The 20,885-nt window shown below is 35.1% G+C and carries 13 protein-coding genes, 2 tRNA genes and 3 pseudogenes; 12 read left to right on the top strand and 6 right to left on the bottom strand.

All coding sequences use genetic code 11. From position 1 onward, the window contains the following. Positions 1-65: 65 nt before the first annotated feature. A complete protein-coding gene (locus ACICP6_RS01030) occupies positions 66-1,217 on the top strand; it encodes a cysteine desulfurase family protein (protein WP_395463268.1) in 1,152 nt (383 codons plus the stop codon). A 67-nt stretch (positions 1,218-1,284) separates the two neighbouring features. Continuing rightward, positions 1,285-2,532, top strand: coding sequence for an IscS subfamily cysteine desulfurase (locus tag ACICP6_RS01035; protein WP_395463628.1), 1,248 nt, complete (start codon positions 1,285-1,287; stop codon positions 2,530-2,532). Between the two features lie 73 nt (positions 2,533-2,605). Here ACICP6_RS01035 and ACICP6_RS01040 read toward each other — a convergent pair whose 3' ends face one another. Next, positions 2,606-3,754: a SurA N-terminal domain-containing protein gene (locus ACICP6_RS01040; RefSeq protein WP_395463269.1), complete on the bottom strand. Its 1,149-nt coding sequence runs from the start codon at positions 3,752-3,754 to the stop codon at positions 2,606-2,608. Between the two features lie 724 nt (positions 3,755-4,478). On the opposite strand from ACICP6_RS01040, the gene mnmE reads away from it, so the two are divergent. From mnmE to ACICP6_RS01055, 3 genes are all read left to right on the top strand, one after another. Continuing rightward, the gene (gene mnmE, locus ACICP6_RS01045; protein WP_395463270.1) at positions 4,479-5,807 is read left to right on the top strand and encodes a tRNA uridine-5-carboxymethylaminomethyl(34) synthesis GTPase MnmE; all 1,329 of its coding nucleotides are present in this window, start codon (positions 4,479-4,481) and stop codon (positions 5,805-5,807) included. A 39-nt stretch (positions 5,808-5,846) separates the two neighbouring features. Then, positions 5,847-5,934: transfer RNA gene (locus ACICP6_RS01050), tRNA-Ser, on the top strand. 460 nt (positions 5,935-6,394) lie between these two features. Further along, complete coding sequence (locus ACICP6_RS01055; protein ID WP_395463271.1) at positions 6,395-7,570, top strand: ankyrin repeat domain-containing protein; 1,176 nt, start codon at positions 6,395-6,397, stop codon at positions 7,568-7,570. A gap of 214 nt (positions 7,571-7,784) precedes the next feature. Here the strand turns inward: ACICP6_RS01055 and ACICP6_RS01060 are convergent, their stop codons facing one another. Beyond that, on the bottom strand, positions 7,785-8,858 hold the full coding sequence (locus tag ACICP6_RS01060; protein ID WP_395463272.1) for a 5-(carboxyamino)imidazole ribonucleotide synthase: 1,074 nt from the start codon (positions 8,856-8,858) through the stop codon (positions 7,785-7,787). Between the two features lie 97 nt (positions 8,859-8,955). Here ACICP6_RS01060 and apaG point away from each other — a divergent pair, with 97 nt between their 5' ends. Further along, the gene (gene apaG, locus ACICP6_RS01065) at positions 8,956-9,360 is read left to right on the top strand and encodes a Co2+/Mg2+ efflux protein ApaG (protein ID WP_395463273.1); all 405 of its coding nucleotides are present in this window, start codon (positions 8,956-8,958) and stop codon (positions 9,358-9,360) included. Between the two features lie 24 nt (positions 9,361-9,384). On the opposite strand, the gene ACICP6_RS01070 is transcribed toward apaG, so the two are convergent. After that, positions 9,385-10,983 carry an ABC transporter permease gene (locus tag ACICP6_RS01070; protein WP_395463274.1) on the bottom strand — a complete coding sequence of 533 codons (1,599 nt, stop codon included), beginning with the start codon at positions 10,981-10,983 and terminating at the stop codon, positions 9,385-9,387. A gap of 129 nt (positions 10,984-11,112) precedes the next feature. On the opposite strand from ACICP6_RS01070, the gene ACICP6_RS01075 reads away from it, so the two are divergent. Next, positions 11,113-11,928, top strand: a complete 816-nt coding sequence (locus tag ACICP6_RS01075; protein WP_395463275.1) for a rhodanese-related sulfurtransferase — start codon at positions 11,113-11,115, stop codon at positions 11,926-11,928. Between the two features lie 184 nt (positions 11,929-12,112). Here ACICP6_RS01075 and ACICP6_RS01080 read toward each other — a convergent pair. Then, positions 12,113-12,185: transfer RNA gene (locus ACICP6_RS01080), tRNA-Val, on the bottom strand. A 131-nt stretch (positions 12,186-12,316) separates the two neighbouring features. Here ACICP6_RS01080 and gyrA point away from each other — a divergent pair. Together gyrA and petA are read left to right on the top strand one after the other, a co-directional pair. Then, a complete protein-coding gene (gene gyrA, locus ACICP6_RS01085) occupies positions 12,317-15,025 on the top strand; it encodes a DNA gyrase subunit A (protein ID WP_395463276.1) in 2,709 nt (902 codons plus the stop codon). A gap of 99 nt (positions 15,026-15,124) precedes the next feature. Beyond that, positions 15,125-15,724 (top strand): ubiquinol-cytochrome c reductase iron-sulfur subunit, encoded by a 600-nt coding sequence (petA, locus tag ACICP6_RS01090; RefSeq protein WP_395463277.1) that lies wholly within the window; start codon positions 15,125-15,127, stop codon positions 15,722-15,724. Positions 15,725-16,436: 712 nt separating this feature from the next. Here petA and dapE read toward each other — a convergent pair. Beyond that, on the bottom strand, positions 16,437-17,642 hold the full coding sequence (dapE, locus tag ACICP6_RS01095) for a succinyl-diaminopimelate desuccinylase (RefSeq protein WP_395463278.1): 1,206 nt from the start codon (positions 17,640-17,642) through the stop codon (positions 16,437-16,439). A 42-nt stretch (positions 17,643-17,684) separates the two neighbouring features. Between dapE and ACICP6_RS01100 the strand changes: the two genes are divergently transcribed. Both ACICP6_RS01100 and ACICP6_RS01105 read left to right on the top strand, forming a co-directional pair. Then, a complete protein-coding gene (locus ACICP6_RS01100; protein ID WP_395463279.1) occupies positions 17,685-18,887 on the top strand; it encodes an iron-containing alcohol dehydrogenase in 1,203 nt (400 codons plus the stop codon). Between the two features lie 597 nt (positions 18,888-19,484). Beyond that, positions 19,485-20,328 (top strand): annotated as a pseudogene (locus ACICP6_RS01105) (IS630 family transposase). Between the two features lie 28 nt (positions 20,329-20,356). On the opposite strand, the pseudogene ACICP6_RS01110 reads toward ACICP6_RS01105, so the two are convergent. Next, positions 20,357-20,503, bottom strand: a pseudogene (locus tag ACICP6_RS01110) (IS4 family transposase); the annotation flags it as partial. A gap of 118 nt (positions 20,504-20,621) precedes the next feature. Here ACICP6_RS01110 and ACICP6_RS01115 point away from each other — a divergent pair. After that, a pseudogene (locus ACICP6_RS01115) lies at positions 20,622-20,798 on the top strand (transposase); the annotation flags it as partial. Positions 20,799-20,885 lie beyond the last annotated feature (87 nt).

Genomic DNA, 20,885 nt, shown 5'->3' on the forward strand with positions numbered 1-20,885 from the left:
TTTTTGCAACAAGCTTTTTATCGTGTTAAAGCTAATGTGTGTGTAGTCAATGGTAAACTCATTAAGTGACAAGTAAACCTTCAAGTCCATTCTCTTCAGAAGATAGCAGTTATATATATGCTGATTACAATGCAACTGCTCCGATTAGTGAAAATGTAAAAAAAAGTGTATTTGCGATCTTATCAAAACAAATTCTGAATCCTTCGTCATTACATAGAAAGGGACAAGAAGCAAGAAAGATTCTTCAGGATGCAAGAGATAACGTTCGTGGCGTCATTGGCGTTCCAAGTGATAAGGAAATAGTTTTTACGTCTGGTGCAACTGAAGCAAATAATCTTGCTATGAGAGGAATAGTAGGCTATCTGCATGTAATTTCAGCTATAGAGCATCCTTCAATTCTTAATTCTGCATGTAATCCACACACAATACCCGTTAATCAGGAAGGTGTAGTTGATCTTTTAGAGCTAGAAAAGATTCTAAGCGAACTTAGGGGAAATAAAGTAATAGTTTCAGTTATGATGGCCAACAACGAAACTGGAGTTATTCAGCCTGTTAAAAAAATAGCTGAAATAGCACACAGATTTGGGGCAATCTGTCACACTGACGCTGCTCAAAGTGTTGGGAAAATTAAAGTTAATATGGAAGATTTAGGAGTGGATTTACTCACTTTATCCGCTCATAAATTTGGCGGTATAGCGGGCAGTGGAGTTTTAATATTCAATAAAAACCTTGTAATAGACCCTATTATAATAGGTGGTGGACAAGAAAAAGGATTTCGTGGTGGTACGGAAAATATTGTTGCAATTGCGAGTCTTTCTGCTGCATTGCAAAGTATCCCAGATCTTCTATTAAAGGTAGATGAAATAAAGGGATTACATGATCAATTGGAGTGTGAGTTATTAAATCTCGTTGGTGGCATAAAAATCTTTGGCAAAAACTCTCAGAGACTGCCAAATACAAGTCTCATTTATATGCCAAGAGTAAAAAGCGATGTGCAACTCATGCATTTTGACTTAGATAACATTGCAGTTAGCAATGGTTCTGCATGCTCTTCTGGAAAAGTTGAGCCTTCCCATGTGTTACTTGCAATGGGGGCAGCAAAAGAGCAAGCAGAGTGTTCAATTAGAATCAGTATAGGTCCAGGAACTAAACCACGAGACATAAAGAAAATAGTGGATTGTTGGTATAATATCTATAAAAAGAATGTTGTTATATGAATTATATCTTGAAAAAATTAAGTTTTAGTGTTATTAAATAGCTGTAAATCTTATCCTTATGCTAATTATGAATGTGGAAAGTGAGAAAACATATAATGCTAAAGTAAAATTACCAATATTTCTTGATTATCAATCTACTACTAAAGTAGATCCTCGCGTTTTAGAGGTGATGATACCTTATTTTGGTGAGTTCAGTAATGCACATTCTCGTAGCCATTCATTTGGTTGGACTGCTGAAGAAGCAGTGGAAAAAGCAAGAAAGCACATTGCTGATCTGGTGAACGCAGATAGCAAAGAAATTATCTTTACCTCAGGTGCAACCGAGTCAAATAACATGGCGATCAAGGGTGTTGCTAACTTTTATAAAAATAAAGGAAATCATATAATAACTGTTTGCACAGAGCATAAGTGCGTTTTGGATTCTTGTAGGCATCTGGAAAATGAAGGCTTTAAAGTTACATATTTGCCTGTTAAGCAAAACGGAATTATAGACTTGTCCAAGCTTAAGGAGGCAATCACTGATAAAACAATTCTGATTTCAGTGATGATGGTAAATAATGAAATCGGAGTAATTCAGCCTGTAAAAGAGATTGCTGAAATATGCAGAAAGCATAATATATTTTTCCATACAGATGCAGCTCAAAGCTTTGGAAAAGTTTCAATAGATGTCAATGAAATGAATATTGATCTAATGAGCCTTTCCAGCCACAAAATTTATGGACCTATGGGAATAGGTGCATTATACGTTCGTAGGAAGAGTCCTCGTGTTAGGCTAACGCCATTGATTAGTGGTGGTGGACAGGAAAGGGGTATGCGTTCTGGCACAGTTCCAACTCCTCTTGCAGTTGGTTTTGGCGAGGCAGCACGTATTGCTAAAGAGGAAATGAAAAAAGAAGCAACTAGAATGGAAGAGTTGAGGGATATTTTATATAAGAAAATAAAAGAAGCATTTCCTGATGTCGTTTTAAATGGTGATTATGAAAATAGAATTCCTGGCAATCTAAACTTAAGTTTTCCCTATGTTGAGGGTGAATCTCTCATCATGGCAATCAAGGATTTAGCAGTAAGTTCTGGTTCTGCATGCACATCTGCATCTCTTGAGCCTTCCTATGTCATACGGTCGCTAAACAACGGCCATGACCTTGAGCATTCATCAATTAGATTTGGCCTTGGCCGATTTACAACTAAAGAAGAAGTTTTATATGCAGCAGAACTTGTTGTAAAAAATATTGGCCGACTAAGGGAGATGAGTCCACTTTGGGAAATGGTACAAGAAGGAGTGGATTTAAGCACCGTGAAATGGGACTCTCATTAAATTATTACAGCAGCTAGTAAAAATAAATATATCAACCAATAAATACCATTCTCCTATTTTTATACTATTATTTTTAACTATACCGATAACTGATAGCTGCATGTTTACGCATATCATCCAATAACAAGTTGCTTTGTATCATAATCTTTTGTTGATATATCTGCTGTTTAATTGGTTCTGTATCTGCTGCATTACTCTTGATATCGCACAACATCATTAACCTTGCAGTGCTATTTTCTCTGGATTCTACTATTTCATTCACACCTGTTTTGCTGAATAAAACCTGTAAATCAGGATTTAAATCCCGCATTTTTATTTCAAATTCTTTTGCGTGTGGCAGCTTAAGATTAGCTGCTAATTTATCAAAATTTAAGCAATTAACTTTTTGCTCTTTGAGATTGTCTAATAAACTTTCTGAGCCTTTAACCACAATCTGCTTTAATTTTAAAGTGCTTTCTAGCAGTGCATGATCAAGTTGTACTTTATCTATTACTTTTACAATAGAGTAACCTTCGCTGGAACTGACTGGACCTGCTATATCGCCAGTTCCTAGTCCTTCTAAAACGCTCTTGAGATTGTCTTTTAGTTGATTTAAATTAACTGTTGATTTACGCATCTTTATTGGAGATTCTGGAATGAAGTCGTTATTACTATTGCGTAATTTTTCCACTAAATCTTCAGCGACGCTATAAACATCCTTGTCTCCCGGATCGGGGATTATAAACTCTTGGAACGTGATAAGATAATCCGGCTTTTCTATTTGTCTTTTTACATCATTTACTTCCTTGTCGCTTATATTGATAAATGGCACGATTCTTGCTTCAATAACTTTGCTCCACAAAAGCTGACATTTTATTTGTTTTTTTAAAATGTTAAGATCTATGTTATGTTTTTTTATGTATTGATCAACTTCATCATCCTTAAGTTTAAAGCTTTGGGTTAAGAATGACACAACAGCGTTATTTAACTCTTCATCACTCAATTTTATATTTAATCTATGCGCTTCATTGATAATGATAATTTCGTCTATTAGCTGACTAAGAATTTGAAGCTTTAGTTCCTTTCCACTTTGGGTGCCAAACAATGAATTTATCAAGTTAATGCGTTTTTCAATATCTAAATTTGAAATTGGCTCACCATTTACATCTGCAATAATTTCAATCTCGACTGCAAACAACTTAATTGGCAATATTATCAACAATAAAATTAGTATTCTGTGCATAAGTAAAGTTATTTAGTTAATAATCAATTCTATAGTAAATATTGAATTAATACTAGCCAATAGGTAACCTTTAAAGATTTTTTTTATAATATATTCATAAATATTTCAACTTATTAACATAATGATGTTACATTAGTATAAATTAATAGAGTAAATAAAAATTTTGAGCATTTTCAAATTAGGTATTTTGATTCCTTAAGTAGACTTCTTGCATAAAAACTTTTGGCAACGCGTTGGAAGAAATTTCTTGACAAACTCCGCCAGTCCTCTTATCATGGCATTAAGGGTATTTCTGACTCAAAACTTGTTTTTGACCTGCAGGCTCAATGACAAAATTCAGTAAAAAACTCAGGGTATTTTTTGGCGGATTACATAAAATTATGGCGGCTGCATGTCTTTTAAATTTTTTCTACATTCAGCCAAATCGCGCTTATATTAAGCGTTAGCACATTATTACAGCGCCACTTACAGTAATAGAGAGTCAAAACTCGCACCACGGGGCTTCTTTTGCCTTTTTTCCCATTTGGTAAATTTCTTAATGTTTATAATAGTTAAAGGTTAGCTGCGGATTAAAAGTGGCTAAATCGCTCTTAATCAAGCGTTTTAGAATAAAAGAACGCCGATATTTCGACACAAAAGTAAATACCACAGGGTATCTTTTGCCTTTTTTTAGGTTATGTAAGAAGTCTAGTATAATATTGCTGAGAAATAAACTAGCTTATGTATGACAAACACAGATGAAACTATTTTCGCTCTATCAACCGTATTTGGTAAGTCAGGAGTTGCAGTCATCAGGATTTCAGGTAATTATGCGCTTAAAGCCTTAAGTCATTTCCACATTAAGAAAGATATTAAACCAAGGTTTGCTACTTTAGTTGATCTATATGATGATTCTGGTCAATTGATTGACAATGGAATAGTCATTTACTTCCCTGCTCCAAACAGTTTCACTGGCGAAGATGTTATAGAGTTACAAGTGCATGGAAGCAAGGCGGTTATAAAGATTATCTTGGAGGAATTATCAAAAATCTTTGTTATAGCTAGGCCCGGAGAATTCTCGCTTAGGGCTTTTCTAAATAGTAAATTTGACTTAACACAGATAGAAGGGATTGCAGACTTAATCGATGCTGAAACGAAAATGCAAGCTAAACAAGCGATTAAGCAGATGTCAGGGGAATTAGAGAGACTGTATAGTAATTGGAGGCAGAAATTAATAACGATGCAATCCAAAATTGAAGCATATATAGACTTTCCAGAGGATATTGCAACAGAAAGAAACGAATTAGAAGAAGTAAATAATGAAGTGCAAGCTCTTGTGCAGTCGATACAAGAGCACTTAAATGACAATAGACGTGGTGAAAGGTTGCGTGAGGGTTTACATATTGTAATAACCGGTGAACCAAATGTTGGCAAATCAACGCTATTTAATTTCTTGACCAAACGTGATATCGCCATTGTTTCTGAATATGCAGGCACAACAAGGGACGTACTTGAAGCTCATATTGACATTGGCGGATACCCTATCATTCTTTCTGATACTGCTGGAATTCGTGAAAGTTCAGATCCGGTAGAATCAGAAGGTATAAATCGGGCGAGAAAGAGGTCTTATGAAGCTGATTTAAGAATAGAACTATTCCCTTTTGAACAGCATTATAATATCAATTGCAACGTTATAAATAGTGATACTATTTACGTGTTAAGCAAAGCTGACGATGTTATCAATGATCACAACATAAAAATTAACGGCATAGATTTTTTACCTATTTCTATTTTAAAAGGAATAGGCACAGAGAGACTAATCTCTATGATTAAAGAAAAAGTAGAGGAAAAATTTGGCTATGATAGAGACACTCCTGTAATTACTCGGCAAAGACATAGGAATTACATGCAGAAAGCTATAGAACATTTACGACGTTTTAATATAGACAATCCAATTGAATTAATATCCGAAGACTTAAGGCTTGCTGCGTTTGAACTTGGTGCGGTAACTGGAGTTATTAATGTTGAGGAAATATTAGATGATATATTCAATAACTTTTGTGTGGGCAAGTAATAGATTGCTTGAAATCAAATGTTATGATAAAAAAGAGGTGGACGGATGGCCGAGCGGTTTAAGGCACCAGTCTTGAAAACTGACGTACGTGATGAGCGTACCATGGGTTCGAATCCCATTCCGTCCGCTCTCTATAGTAGTTTAATATAATACAAAACCCGCTATATTAGCCTATTTTCACTAAATTTATATACGAATTAATTTACCTAACTTTATTGCAACAATTTTACGTTTTAACCCTATTTTTATGTAAAATGTTCTCACTAAAGGTAGGTACTTGCGGTTTTGGGAAAAGTAAATGATTGAATTTTTTGTGACGCTACGGAGATGTCTCTTTTAAAAATGTTTTATTCAAAAAGATGCTGTCTTATCACGTGTTATGCCAAGTAGGAAACCATTAATTTCTACTTGCACTTGCATCTTGTCTTTTACAATTAACTGTTGCATTCCTGAATTTTTTGATTTACCATCTTCATGGTAGGAACGTTTTAACTTTCTCTCTGCTTTTTCTGGATAAGGTTAACGGCCTGTTAGTATATAGTGAACAAATATCACTATAATTTTTATATTTAGATTGGGGGTATAATATGCATGTAGCTACAGAGTCAACTTTTAATGCGAAAGAGGAAATATTAAATATCAAAGGATTACTACAAGAAGTAAGAAACTTAAAATTAGAGGAAGAAACTTTAGAAAAAGCTCTTGGGTCATTGAAAAAGTGTATAGTAAACCGCAATAGTGCAGAAGAATATAGGGATTTTATAATATCCCTTTGGAATGATGCAAGTAGATTTGATAAATTAATAGAGAGATTTATTGGTTGTGGTATTTATAAGAAGGAAGATTATACAACGTATCTTCACTTACTTGCTGAATATAGTAGCCCTAAAGTTGTTGAAGATATACTAGATCAAAAAAGAAGTAAAGATCCTAAAAATCCTAATGTACTTAAAAAACTCGTCAATGAAAGAAATAAAGATCAAGAAGGGCTATTGCACTGTGCAGCTCGAGGAGGTAAGGAAAAAACAGTGGCTCTTCTTATAGATGCAGGTGCAGACGTTCACGGCAAGAACAAATATAAATTGACTCCTTTACACTTAGCTGCAGAAAAAGGTCACTTAGAAATTGTTGAAAAGTTACTGGATAAAGGTGCTAAAGTTAATGCTCAGACTAAGGATCAACTCACACCATTACATTTAGCTGTACAAAACGGTCACTTAAAAAGTGTTGAAAAGTTACTGGATAAAGGTGCTGATGTTAATGCTGCAGATAAACGCGAGTATACGCCTTTGCATTTTGCGGCGAAAGGTGGTAATATTGAAGTTGTTCAGGTCTTGCTAAAAGATGATAAAATAAATGTTAATGCTGAGACTGATCATCAAGTCACACCATTACATTTTGCTGCAAAAAACGGTCACCTAGAGATAGTAAAAGCTCTAATAGGTAAAGGGGCTGATGTTAATATTAAAGATGAAGGTGATTTTACACCGTTGCATTCGGCAGCTTGGTATAATCATGTAGACGTTGTTAATGCTTTATTGGAAGTAAGTAAAATAGATGTCAATGCTAAAACAACTGAAGATAAGACGCCATTAGACTTAGCTCAAGAGAAATTGGAAGAAAATCCGAAAAATAAGGGTCTTGAAGAAATTGTAAATCTTTTAGAGCAACGGAGTGCTGAAACTGCTAAGGAACCACCAAGCGGTTCAGTCAGTGGAGTACGGACCGAGCCAGCAAGGTCGTCGGGCAGATCAGCTTTCTAAATGAAAACAGAAGTGTTGTGGTGGCTCCACCACGCTTCAAATTTTGTGTAGACAGTAATGCTATAGCTAAAGTGGTTTAGGTTTGCCTACAATTTTAAAAACAACAAATTTGTCATTCCGCTACTCGTTAGCGGAATCTATGCTGAGATACCGCGGCGGTATGACGTAGGGAAACCTTTCTTGTTAACTTTTTCTCTACTTTTTCCGGGTAGGGTCAGCTTAAATCTATATTGACATGTCCCATCTTACGCTTATCCCTAACCTCTTTTTTCCCATATATGGTTAAGCTAGCTTTTTTATCGTTCAAATACTTGCGAAAATCATGTATATCATTACCTATTATGTTTTTTGTTATACAAGGAAATCGCAACACTACTTTTTGCATAGGTAATCCGCATATTACCCTAACTAGCTGCTCAAATTGACTAACGTTACACGCATCCAAGCTCCAGTGGCAAGAATTGTGAGGTCTTGGAGCTAGCTCATTAACTAGTAGCTCATTATCTTTAGTAATGAAAAATTCAATAGCTAGAATTCCTATTACATCAAGAGCACCTGCTATTTTCTCTGCGGCTTGTTGTACCTCTTGAACTAACTTGTTATCTATTTTAGCTGGCACTGTTGAAGTATCAAGTATTCCATCAACATGGTGATTTTCTGCTATGGGAAAAAAAGCTACTCCACCGTTTTTATCTCTTGCAACAACTATTGAAATCTCCTTCAGTAAGTCAACACTTGCTTCGAGAATGTATCGCGCATTCCAATCAAAGGAAGCAAATTGCTTTGCTTTAGAATCATTTCTGATTACATATTGTCCTTTTCCATCATAACCCATTTCTGTTGTTTTCAGCCTTGTTGGATAGCCAAAAGCCTTACTGCTTTCTAATAGCTCATTATAATTTTGTATACTTTTATAACTAGCGGTTTTTATATTCAAGCTTCTAATAAAATCTTTCTCTCTAAGCCTATTTTGCGAAATGTGTAGCGCTTTTCTACCTGGGTAAAAATCTGCATATTGTGATACGATATCAATTGCATTACATGGAATATTTTCAGATTCAATAGTAACTAAATCCACACTCTGTGCAAAAGATTCAAGTGCCTTCTTATCAGAAAAATCTGCTATTGTTAAATCATCAGCAACAGAGCAAGCTGGATCGTCCTGAGCGTTGGCAAAAACATGTGTTTTTTGCCCAAGTTTTGTTGCAGCAATAGCGGTCATTTTACCTAATTGTCCACTACCGATTATTCCTATTACTTTTTTGCCAAGTGTATCTGGTTCGTTCATACTATATAAATCTAACTAAGGTACGATAATATGCTTGAAAAATCTATAAAAAAGTATATAATTAGAGAGTCATATCCTTAATCATGAATATCCTACAATGACTCTAGAATACACACTTACTACTAACTCTGTTGAAGTTACAGTTTTGCCAGTCTATATCGAGGAGCAATCTATTCCTTATGAAAATTGTTATGTATGGATGTACAATGTTAGGATAAAAAATAAAAGCCTATCAACTATTCAATTGTTAAGCCGCCATTGGCAAATAATAGACTATAAAGGGAAGGTAAATGAAATTATCGGAGTTGGTGTTATTGGAGAGCAGCCTGTGATAAAACCTGGAGAGGTATTTAAATATACAAGTGGAACATACTTAAACGTACCATCTGGAATAATGCAAGGTAAGTATGAATTTCTAAATGAAGAAAGCACAAAAACTTTCGAGGTTGCGATACCACCTTTTTCTTTGGACAGTCCATATGTAAACATTAGGCCACATTAGACCAACCAGTTGTCATCAAGAAGTTTATTTTTTACTCTCATCATCAAGCTTAAACAAAATCATTGTAGATATTAAGCCGATTATAACTATCATTAACGAAAACGGCGCAGCTTCTCTATAACGCTCATCGCTCACAAGTTCATATATTCTAGTTGATATAGTTTCAAAATTAAATGGCCTTATAATGAGTGTCGCCGTAAGCTCCTTGATAGTGTCCATAAATACGAGCAAAAATCCTGACAATATGCTCTTCTTGATGAGAGGAATATGAACATTCAGACATGTGGAAATAGGTCCATGACCCATAGTATATGCAGTCCACTCAATTTCATTTGGTGTTTTTTTGAGCCCTGACTCTATTGCCTTGAAAGATATAGCAAAAAAACGAAATAAATATGAGTAAATCAAAGCGCCAATAGTTCCTACCAAGCTAATTTCTACAATATATTGAGTAACAAAAGAAGACATTTTGCTTAAAAATATTATTATACTAATTGCGATAATTGCGTTTGGAATTGCATAGCCCAGGGAAATGAGACGCGCTATGTTATTGATTACCTTATTTTTACGCGCCGTATATCCAATCATTATTGCAATGCTAATTGAGATTAGAGCAGTGATAAATGATAAACTAATGCTATTTGCTATTATATTATAAAATCTTGCTTCGTATATGAAAAACCCTTTCTCTATACTCCAATATATGAGTGGAATAATTGGCAAAGTAAAGCCTATTAATATTGGCAGCACACACATAGTATAGGTAAAGATTAATGGTATAGCACCACTTATATTCCGTTTGTTGTGATAATCTGAATTGGTATTGATTGAAGAGTAGGATATTCCTTTTTTTTGTAGTTTTTTCTCGATAACTATTAGTATTGCAACGAAAATCAATTCTGCAACTGCTAAAACAGTAGTTGAATATCTGTCATGCAGTAAAAACCAGGTGCGATATATTCCCGTTGTAAAAGTATCGATAGCAAGAAACTGTGGTGTGCCGAAGTCTGTTATTACTTCCATTAGTACCAAGGATAACCCAGCTATAATTGATGGGCGTATGGAGGGTATGATGACAGAGAATAAGCTCTGTAATGAAGAGAACCCAAGTGTTGATGCAATAGTAACTGAGTTGCTAACATTCTTTAGACTTGAGCGGACTAATATGTAGACGTACGGATATAAACTGAATCCCATTACTAACATTCCACCACCTAGAGATTTTATCTCAGGAAACCAATAATCACCTTTGCTCCAGTGAAAGATTTCTCTTAACAAACTCTGCGTTGGACCTGAAAACTCTAGCGCGTCGACGTAAACAAACGATACTATATATCCAGGAATTGATATCGGAAAAAATAAAGCAACCTCAAAAATTCTACTCCCAGGAAATGAAAAAAATGTAATGAGCCAAGCTGGTATCACTCCAAATATAAAAGATATACTTCCAACCCCTATCATCAAAATTAACGTATTGAGTATATATTCAGGAAAAAGTGTACTAATTACCCACCCAGAATTTGCTGATTCTGTAAATAGAATCGATATTAACGATAATATAGGGCAGATAAATAATATACTTACTAGAAATAAGAATATATTTTTAAATATTCTTAAAAACATTAATTTGAATCTGTATTAAATATCAAAATGTTATATATAAAAATTGAAGATATCCAGTAATTAACAGCTGATCTATTGAATATCTTTATAATTTTATATATTATGTTTTAAGTTGATAAGTTAATAATCATGAGCTTTGTCATAGCAACTTTCTACCATTTTGTAGAGCTCTCTAATTATTATGACATGAAAAACGAAATAAAAGCTGCATGCAACGCCGTTGAGTTAAAAGGTACTATACTCCTTGCAGAAGAGGGTATTAATGCAACAATATCTGGTGGAAGAAACGCAATTAATAAAATATTTGATTTTCTACGTTCTGATCATAGGCTGAAAGATCTGACATGGAAAGAAAGTGCAGCAGAATATCAACCATTTAGCAAGATGAAGGTAAGATTAAAAAGAGAGATTGTGAATCTTGGTGTCAGCAATATTGATATTTCCCTTAGGGGTAAATACGTTGATCCAGAACATTGGGATGATTTTACCTCTCAATCTGACGTTTTAGTAATAGACACAAGAAATGAGTATGAAGTGAATTTAGGCAAGTTTAAAAATGCAATCAATCCACATACTCAGCGTTTTCGCGATTTTCCTCAGTGGGCTGAGTCATTTTCTGAGAGTAAAGACCTGAAAGTGGCTATGTATTGCACTGGTGGAATTAGATGCGAAAAATCTACAGCGTACATGAAAAATCTTGGATTTAACGACGTGTACCATCTTAAAGGTGGTGTTCTTTCTTACCTTGAAAAAACTCATAATAAAAATGGCAATTGGGAAGGTGAGTGTTTTGTTTTTGATGATAGAATTGCTGTTAATAACTCACTTACTCCAAGTGATAAAATAAAATGTATATTCTGCTCAAATCAAGTTTCAACGGATGAGCTGAAATCAGTCTCACGTGGCCAGGTGATTTGCTCTAGCTGTAAATCTTCAGTGTTATAGCTATAATAAATAAGATTTCTCTGCATCATACTGCAGTTAGCATAAATCCCACTAACGAGCAGCGGGATAACGAGGTCTTTCGATAGTAAATCTTACCTGTGTTAGCTATAGATGATTTATTATATACGACATATAATAGATGGGCTATTATGGCAGATTTTGTGATATACTAGAATTAGTATCATGGGCAATGACAGACTTGAACTGCCGACCTCCTCGGTGTAAACGAGATGCTCTACCAGCTGAGCTAATTGCCCCTTTAATGTAATTCTATAGCTCAATATTATTATTGTAAACAAAAAGTAGAATCAAATACAGCCTAATTTCTCATTGACCATTTGCTTAACTAAATGTTAATATTACAATTACTTCGATCAAAGTATAGAAAATGCAAGATAATATAGTACCAATCTCAATAGTAAAAGAACTGGAAGATTCTTATCTCTCCTACGCAATGAGTGTAATCATAAGCCGGGCTATACCCGATGTGCGAGATGGATTTAAACCTGTCCATAGACGCATATTATATGCAATGTCAAGGGCCGGGTACGATGCTGGTAAACCATATAAAAAAGCTGCTCGTATAGTCGGGGATGTAATGGGGAAATATCACCCACACGGTGATGCAGCTATTTATGATTCCCTGGTCAGAATGGCACAAGATTTCTCTCTTCTTTTACCACTTATTGATGGGCAAGGTAACTTTGGTTCGATAGACGGAGATCCACCAGCTTCAATGCGATATACAGAAGCAAGACTTCAAAGAGTGTCGCACTTTTTACTGAATGATATTGATGAAGATACAGTTGACTTTAGGCCGAACTATGACGGGAATGAAACAGAGCCTGTTGTATTGCCTGCAGAGTTTCCAAATCTCTTGGTAAACGGTGCAAGTGGTGTTGCAGTTGGTATGGCAACCAATATTCCTTCTCATAATCTTGGAGAAATAATTGATGCTTGTGTGTTATACATAGATAACCCTGAAGTTACTTTAGATGAATTACTTGAAGTGATACCAGGGCCAGACTTTCCAACAGGTGGAGTAATCCTTGGCAGATCAGGAATAAGATCAGCGTTTGCCACAGGTCGAGGCTCAATCGTTGTGCAAGGCAAAACTCACATAGAAGACTTGCCACAAGATAGACAAGCAATAATTATTGATGAAATACCCTATCAAGTAAATAAAGTTAGGTTAATAGAAAAAATAGGTGAACTTGTAAAAGAAAAAAGAATTGATGGCATAACAGAGATTAGGGATGAATCTGATAAGTCTGGTATTAGGGTAGTGATTGACCTAAGAAGAAATGCTGAAGCAGATTTTATACTGAATCAAATATTGGGATTAACTCCTTTAAAAAGTAGTTTTAGTGTTAATACTTTAGTGCTCAATAACAACAGGCCTGCTTTGATGTCATTAAAAGAGATCATAGCTGCTTTTGTTGATTTTAGAAAAGAAGTACTAATTCGAAGAACAGAATTTCGTCTAAGAAAAACGAGAGAAAAAGCTCATATCTATATAGGACTCTACATTGCGGTTTTGAGCATAGATGAAGTGATAAAAATCATCCGCGGTGCAAAAGATCCTGAGGAAGCAAACAAAGAGCTTTTAAATAAGGAGTGGAAAACTTCAGATGAAATAAACACAATTATTGGATTAATTTCAGATAGCACGAGCTTTTTAAAAGACGGAGTTTACAAATTAACTGAACTACAGACGAAAGCTATTCTTGACATGAAATTGCAACGTTTAACAGGTCTTGAAAAAGCAAAATTAGAAGCTGAGTTAAATACAATGATCAATCTGATAAAAGAATATATCGCTTTTCTTGGCTCAGAAGAGAAATTGATGAAAGAAATAAAAAATAATTTACAAGAAATAAAGAACAGATTTGCCGTACCACGAAAAACTGCAATAGAAGAATCAGATACGGACATTGAAGCTGAAGATCTAATCCCACAAGAGGATATGGTGGTAACTGTAACTATGAATGGCTATATTAAGCGCGTGAAACTCTCTCACTATAGAACTCAGCGTCGTGGTGGAAAAGGAAAGCTAGGACAAGGATTAAAAGAAGAGGATGTAACCACAAAATTATTTGTTGGGAATACCCACACTAGCCTCTTATTCTTTTCTAATATTGGCCGAGTCTATAGATTAAAGGTTTATAAGTTGCCTCTTGCAGAACCAACTGCACGTGGAAGAGCGCTTGTTAACATATTCCCTCTTGCTGAAGGTGAAACTATAACTAATATCATGCCGTTACCAAGTGAGAGCGATGAAAATCAAAACATAGTTTTTGCTACTGCTTATGGAAACATAAGGCGTAACTCTTTAGCGGATTTTCACTATATTCCAAGCAATGGAAAGATAGCAATAAAGCTCGATGAAGGAGACAAATTAGTATCGGTTAAGGTATGTAACGAAATTGATCATGTTTTACTTTCAACAATGCTTGGAAAAAGTATCAGATTTGTTGTAAGTGATGTGCGTCAATTTAAAAGCCGCAATTCAGATGGCGTAAGAGGTATTAAACTTGCAAAGAATGACAGCGTGATATCCATGACCATACTAAATGGTATAGGTGTTGCAACAGAAACAAAAGAACTTTACTTAAAAGTTCCACTTGCAAAAAGGCTGGGAGCTGCAATTGATAATTCCATTGATTCTAAATTAGAAAAGACTTTGAACGATTTAGGAATAGATAACGAATTATTCTTAAAACTCGCAGTGAATGAGGAGTTCATATTAACTATTACCGAAAATGGCTTTGGTAAAAGAACTTCTGCATATGAGTACAGGATAACTAACAGGGGCGGTGTTGGTATTACCAATATTCTTACTACCAGCAGAAACGGCAATGTTGTTGCTAGTTTTCCAGTTGAGCAGGGTGATAACATAATGCTTATTACAGATAAAGGAAAGTTAATTCGTATTTCAGTAAATGATATCAGAATTGCAGGACGTAGTACTCAGGGAGTCACTCTTTTTAAAACAGAAAGTAGAGAAAAGGTGGTGTCAGTAGCAAAAATAGAAGATCCTGATTCCACTGAAGATAGCATTTCTGAAGTTGGAGACTCTATCTCTTCTCAGCTGTAGCAGTGTAATAAATATAGCTAAAAGCAAAAAGTGCAAGTTTTTGTTGATTAGTGCACATTATTTAAATTAAAATATATACTCATGGCTAAGTAGAGATCGATGGACAAAAAATTAACTAAAAATAAAAAACCACTGGCAAACAAAGAGGATAAAAAAACACCTTCTGTTAAAGATCTTACTAAAAATAAGAGTAGGAGAGATTTTATAACATTGACTACATGTGCTATGGTAGGTATAGGAGCTGCAAGTGGACTTTGGCCACTGGTTAAGTCTATGAATCCTTCTGCTGAAGTTTTAGCGATGTCTACAGTTGAGGTTAATTTATCTGATATTCAAGAAGGACAAGAAAAAAAAGTAAAGTGGCAAGGCAAACCAGTATTTATTCGTAGACGTACAAAGCAAGAGGTTGAGGCTGCAAGGGCTGTGAATACAGAGAACTTGAGGGACCCTCAATCAGATGAACAGAGAGTACACAAAGGAAAAGACGAATGGTTAATTATGATTGGAATATGTACACACCTTGGGTGTGTACCGATTGACCATGCTACAAAAGATGGTAACGGTTGGTTCTGCCCTTGCCACGGTTCATATTATGACACATCAGGCCGAGTGATTGGGGGCCCTGCACCAAAAAATATGGTTATACCTGATTATTTTTTTCCAAGTGAAAATGTTGTGGTAATTGGCAAGAAGGCTTAATTAATATACTCATAACTGTCCTTGAGTCGCTACAGCCCGGGCTTTCATTTAATTAAACAGACTATATCCTGTACGAACATTGTGATTTGATAGACCGGGAAAGGATGTCATCCCTCCTTCTCCTGTCATCCGAGTAGCCTCTCCCTGTCATTCCAGTCTGGAATCCAGTTTAGCTATAAAATTTAAGAAAATATTTAAGAAACTTACCAATCTAAAAAAAAGGCAAAAAAAGCCCTAGTCACTATCTATTTTCTGTATTGGCGTTTTTTAAGTCTTAAACGCTGCAATTTAGCGACTTTTAAACTGCAACAGACCCTTAGCTTAAATGCTAAGAAATTTACTAAGCAGAAAAAAGACAAAAGAAATCCCGTGTTAGATAGTACTTACTCTCTAATCCTGCAAATTGGTGTACTATACTGTCTTAAACGCTTTATAAGCGCGTTTCAGCTTATATAGGTAAAAACCTAGACAATGTTGTGAAGACATACGGTGCACATAGTGCAAAAAATTAAAAATAAGACGCCAACTACGTTATACTCCTTCGTTTAATCTGCACAGATGAAGATAACTGAATACCTTCAGTACCATAATAAGGGGACTGGCGGAATTTGTCAAGTGATTTTTAGCCACGTTTTGGCTTAGATGCCACTTGGATAATGCCTAGAAGCGTGTTGTTATTTAAAAATATGTTATTCAAGAGATCTAATTACATCTAAGCTAACAATGGACCATCAGATATACTACTGATTACATTGATCTGACTTAATATCTTATTAGTGGGGTTAAAATAATTTTTTATAAATTCCTTATATATAGCTGCTAACTTGTGTATATCAGTTACTAATACGCATTCGTTTGTCTGATGCGCAGTTTTGTTGATCATACCAAATTCAATCACTGGACAAATATCTTTGATAAATGCAGCGTCTGATGTGCCACCACTTGTGCTCATCACAGCATCAATATTGGTAATTTTATTTATTGCATCAAGCATAATATCAGTATTCCTATCGGGAGTAGAGAGAAAAACCCCCCTGCTGCTATGCATAGAGAGTTTATAATCGTTAGTTACACTGGAGCATATTTCATCAATCAACTTATATAAACCACCCGGTGTTTGTATATTGCTGTATCGAATGTTAAAACTTGCAGTTATTGAACTAGGTATTAGATTTTCAGTATTGTTTCCAACATCAATAGTAGTAATTTCGCAATTTGAAGGCTGAAAATATTTATTACCATGATCAAAAGTAGTATTTTTCACCTTACTTAATATCGACATTACCTTATATATCGGATTATCCGCTAAGTCTGGGTAGGCAACGTGCCCTTGTTTTCCATGGCAAATTAATTCAAATGTTGCAGAACCTCTCCTACCTATTTTTATGGTATCACCCAGTCTTTCACCACTGGTTGGTTCAGCAACTACACAATAATCTATCTTCTTGTGCTTACTTTCCATCCATTCCAAAACTGCCTTTGTTCCATACTCTTCCGTGCTTTCTTCAGCACTAGTAATCAACGCACTTATCGAGCCATTGAATCGAAACTTTTCTGCAACTAAATCTACCATAGCAGCAATAAATGCAGCTACTCCGCTTTTCATATCAGCTGCACCCCTTCCATACAACATTCCATCTCTAATCTCTGGCTTAAACGGATCGAATGTCCAATCTTTTAACTGACCTGGTGGCACAACATCAACATGGCCAGCAAAACATAAGTTTGGTACCCCATTTATATATTTCGCATAAAGATTTTTAACTTCAGTTCCACTATCACCAAACTTTAAAATCTCACATTCAAAACCACTTTTCTCGAGAATTGCTGCTATATGCTCTATTGCTCCGCCATCTCTTGGTGTTATACTCTTAAAGGAAATCAATTTCTTAGTTAGCTCTACAGGATCAATTTTCATGTTAACTTTGAAATACTGATATTGCTATATTGTAAACACTCTATGCATTATTTAAAACAAATATTACATCAAGCCAACCAAACTTTTATAAAGGAAGTAGCAATAGATCATCACCTTGTCGATAATATCTATGAAATATGCACGCGATATGGCAATGACATTTTTTTAGTTGCAGATAAAAATACAGCAAAACTTTTAAATAAAAACATACTTAATAAAATTTCTCACTTAATTATTCCGGGTAATTCTATTGCTTCTCTTGACATTGTAAATTTAGTAAGAAGCAAAACAAAAAGTAGTGATTTAATAGTTGCACTTGGCAGCGGCACTGTTAACGACATCTGCAAATATGCAAGTTATCTTGAGAAAAAGGATTACATATCATTTCCAACAGCCGCCTCTATGAATGGATATACCTCTGCAAATGTTTCAATATCAGTGAATGGATATAAAAAATCATTTGAAGCACATCTTCCAAGAGCAATATATGTAGATATAGACATACTTATCAATGCACCACTGCGCCTTACATTAAGCGGATTTGCAGATTTTATCTGTCGTTCAACAGTGCAAGCCGATTGGCTACTATCTCACCTTTTGCTTGGCACAGAATACAATGAATTACCCTTTACGCTTGTTCGTGACCTGGAGCAAATTTTGCTAAGAGAGTATTTAGCGCTTGCTAAAAGAAGCAAAAAAGTGATCCCATTACTTATGGAAGCCTTACTAATTTCAGGATTTGGAATGGTAATATCAAAAGGCAGCTATTCTGCAAGCCAAGGAGAGCATATGATAGCTCACACAATGGAGATGGTAACAAAAGATTATTCCTCACTACATGGCGAAAAAATTGCTGTCACAACAGTTACCATGGCTAACTTACAGGAAAAGATATTATCGATACAAAACCCCATCATCAAACCGACCACTTTAGATGAAAAACATATCTTTGGTAATACCGAATTTATAAAAATTCTAGAACAGAAAAAAATTATGCAGCAAAAAATTAAAGAGATTATTTGCAAAGAATGGAACAACATTTCCAGTTTAATTAAGCAAAATTTATTACCTGCAAAACACCTGCAAAAAATATTTGAAGATCTATCAATTCCACACTTACCAGAGCACCTCGGTTGGAACAAAGAACAATACTGTAAAGTGGTCAATCTTGCATTTTCAACAAGAGATAGATTCACCTTTCTTGACCTAGCTCACTGCATAGAAGAAAGTAGACCTCTTGCATAACAAACTTTTGGCAACGCGTTGGAAAAACTTACTTGACAAACTCCGCCAGTCCTCTTATCATGCTAGTGGAGCTATTCATTTAGCTTCAATCTGTGCAGATTAAAACGACAAAAAAGTATTATAATTGGCGTCTTATATTCGATTTTTTGCACTATGTGCACCCTATGTCTTCACAACATTTTTAGGTTTTTACCTATAAAAGCTGGAACGGGCTTATAAAACGTTTAAGACAGTAGAGAACGCCGATTTGCAGGATTAGAGAGTAAGCACTATCTAACACGGGACTTTTTTGCCTTTTTTTCTGCTTAGAAAATTTTTTAGACATTTATAGCTCAAGATTAATTGCGTTAAAAAGCAGCTAAGTCACGGTTATTAAACGTTTAAAAGATAAAAAAACGCCAATGTTTTTAAATAGATGTTGACCGGGGTTTCTTTTGCCTTTTTTTAGGTTATGCAAGAAGTCTATTCTCTAAAACTGAAAAAACCTTCTATTTCTACGGCTTGCTTCCTTGGCTAATCAATAGTTGGAGTTTTATAGCTCTTTTCATAGAAGTCCGGATGTGATAAGATAAGGATAGATAATGATAAGGAGGTTGAATGCCAGCAGCATATAGTTATGATTTAAGAAAAAAAGCAATGGAAGCACTAGACGAAGGAGAAAGCAGAGAAGCAGTGGCAGTAAGATTTAAAGTTGGACGAACTACTTTGTGGGAGTGGCAGCAAAGAAGAAAAGAAACAGGCAACTTTCAATCAAAAAAACTTGGAAATGGGGGTTACAATCACAAAATTACCGACTGGGATGCCTTTGCCAAATTTGCCAGAGAACACGGAGGAAAGACTCTATCGGAAATGGCTAAACTTTGGGGCAACATTAGTATCCAAACGATCCACAGAGCCCTTAAAAAAATTGGATTTACGCGCAAAAAAAGACATATGGATACAAGGAAAGAAACGAAGAAAAACGTGCTGAATTCTTAAAAATTATAGCGACAAAAGAACCTAAAAACTTAGTGTATATAGATGAGTCTGGCATTGATAACACCGAGCTATGGATATTGCCAGAGAGGACAGCGGTTTTATACTCTAAAATCTGGGAAGAAAACTCAACGAATCAGCATGGTTGCAGCCTTAAGTGGAAGAAAAATAGTTGCTCCGTTAACCTTTGAAGACCACTGTAACATGGATATTTTTAATGGATGGTTTGAGCAATTTTTGACACCGATCTTGGAACCTGGACAGACTGTCATTCTTGACAATGCTACTTTTCATAAGTCTGATAAAGCTCGCTAAAGGGGTTGGTGCAGAAATTTTGTATTTGCCGCCGTATTCTCCAGATTTCAACAAAATTGAGCATCATTGGTTTGCTATAAAAAACAGAGCTAGGAAAAACATTCCTCTATTCAAATCTTTTCGTCATGCTGTTGATTCTGCTTTCCTATGATATGTTCGGACTATTATGAGATATGCTGTAACTTTAAAATCATAGAAAATACTGTCGGAAAAGGAAGTTTTCTTGTTCTTGCGAAACTGTTTTTTCCAACACAATGGATTTTCTGAAAAGTTTTTGGGTATATTGTATCTTTAATTTGTAAAATAAGACTTTTTCCTTTCTGCATGCCTCACCTAAAAAGGACACATTTTAAACTTTTTTGTTGAAATAAATTAGAGAGAAATTTTACACACAATCGCTAATATTTTTCCTTAAGTTGACGCCATTACCTGAATGGATACTAAAACGTTGGATGCAAAGTGCTATTTTTGCCGCCATACTCGCCTGATTTGAATCCAATTGAGAATTTTTGGTTTGCCATCAAACATGCCATAAGAAAAGTACTACCAAACTTTTGGCCTGATATTAATTCTGCTATTGATTCCATTTTTCAGCATTCGGGGAAACCTTATTTGGGTTAGCTATAGAATAAAAAAACGCCATATTTGAAAGTGAAAATGTAAATAACTAGCCACTACGGAGCTTCTTTGCCTTTTGGCAAACTTTCT

The sequence above is a fragment of the Wolbachia endosymbiont of Cantharis cryptica genome (assembly GCF_964277405.1).
GTDB lineage: Bacteria > Pseudomonadota > Alphaproteobacteria > Rickettsiales > Anaplasmataceae > Wolbachia.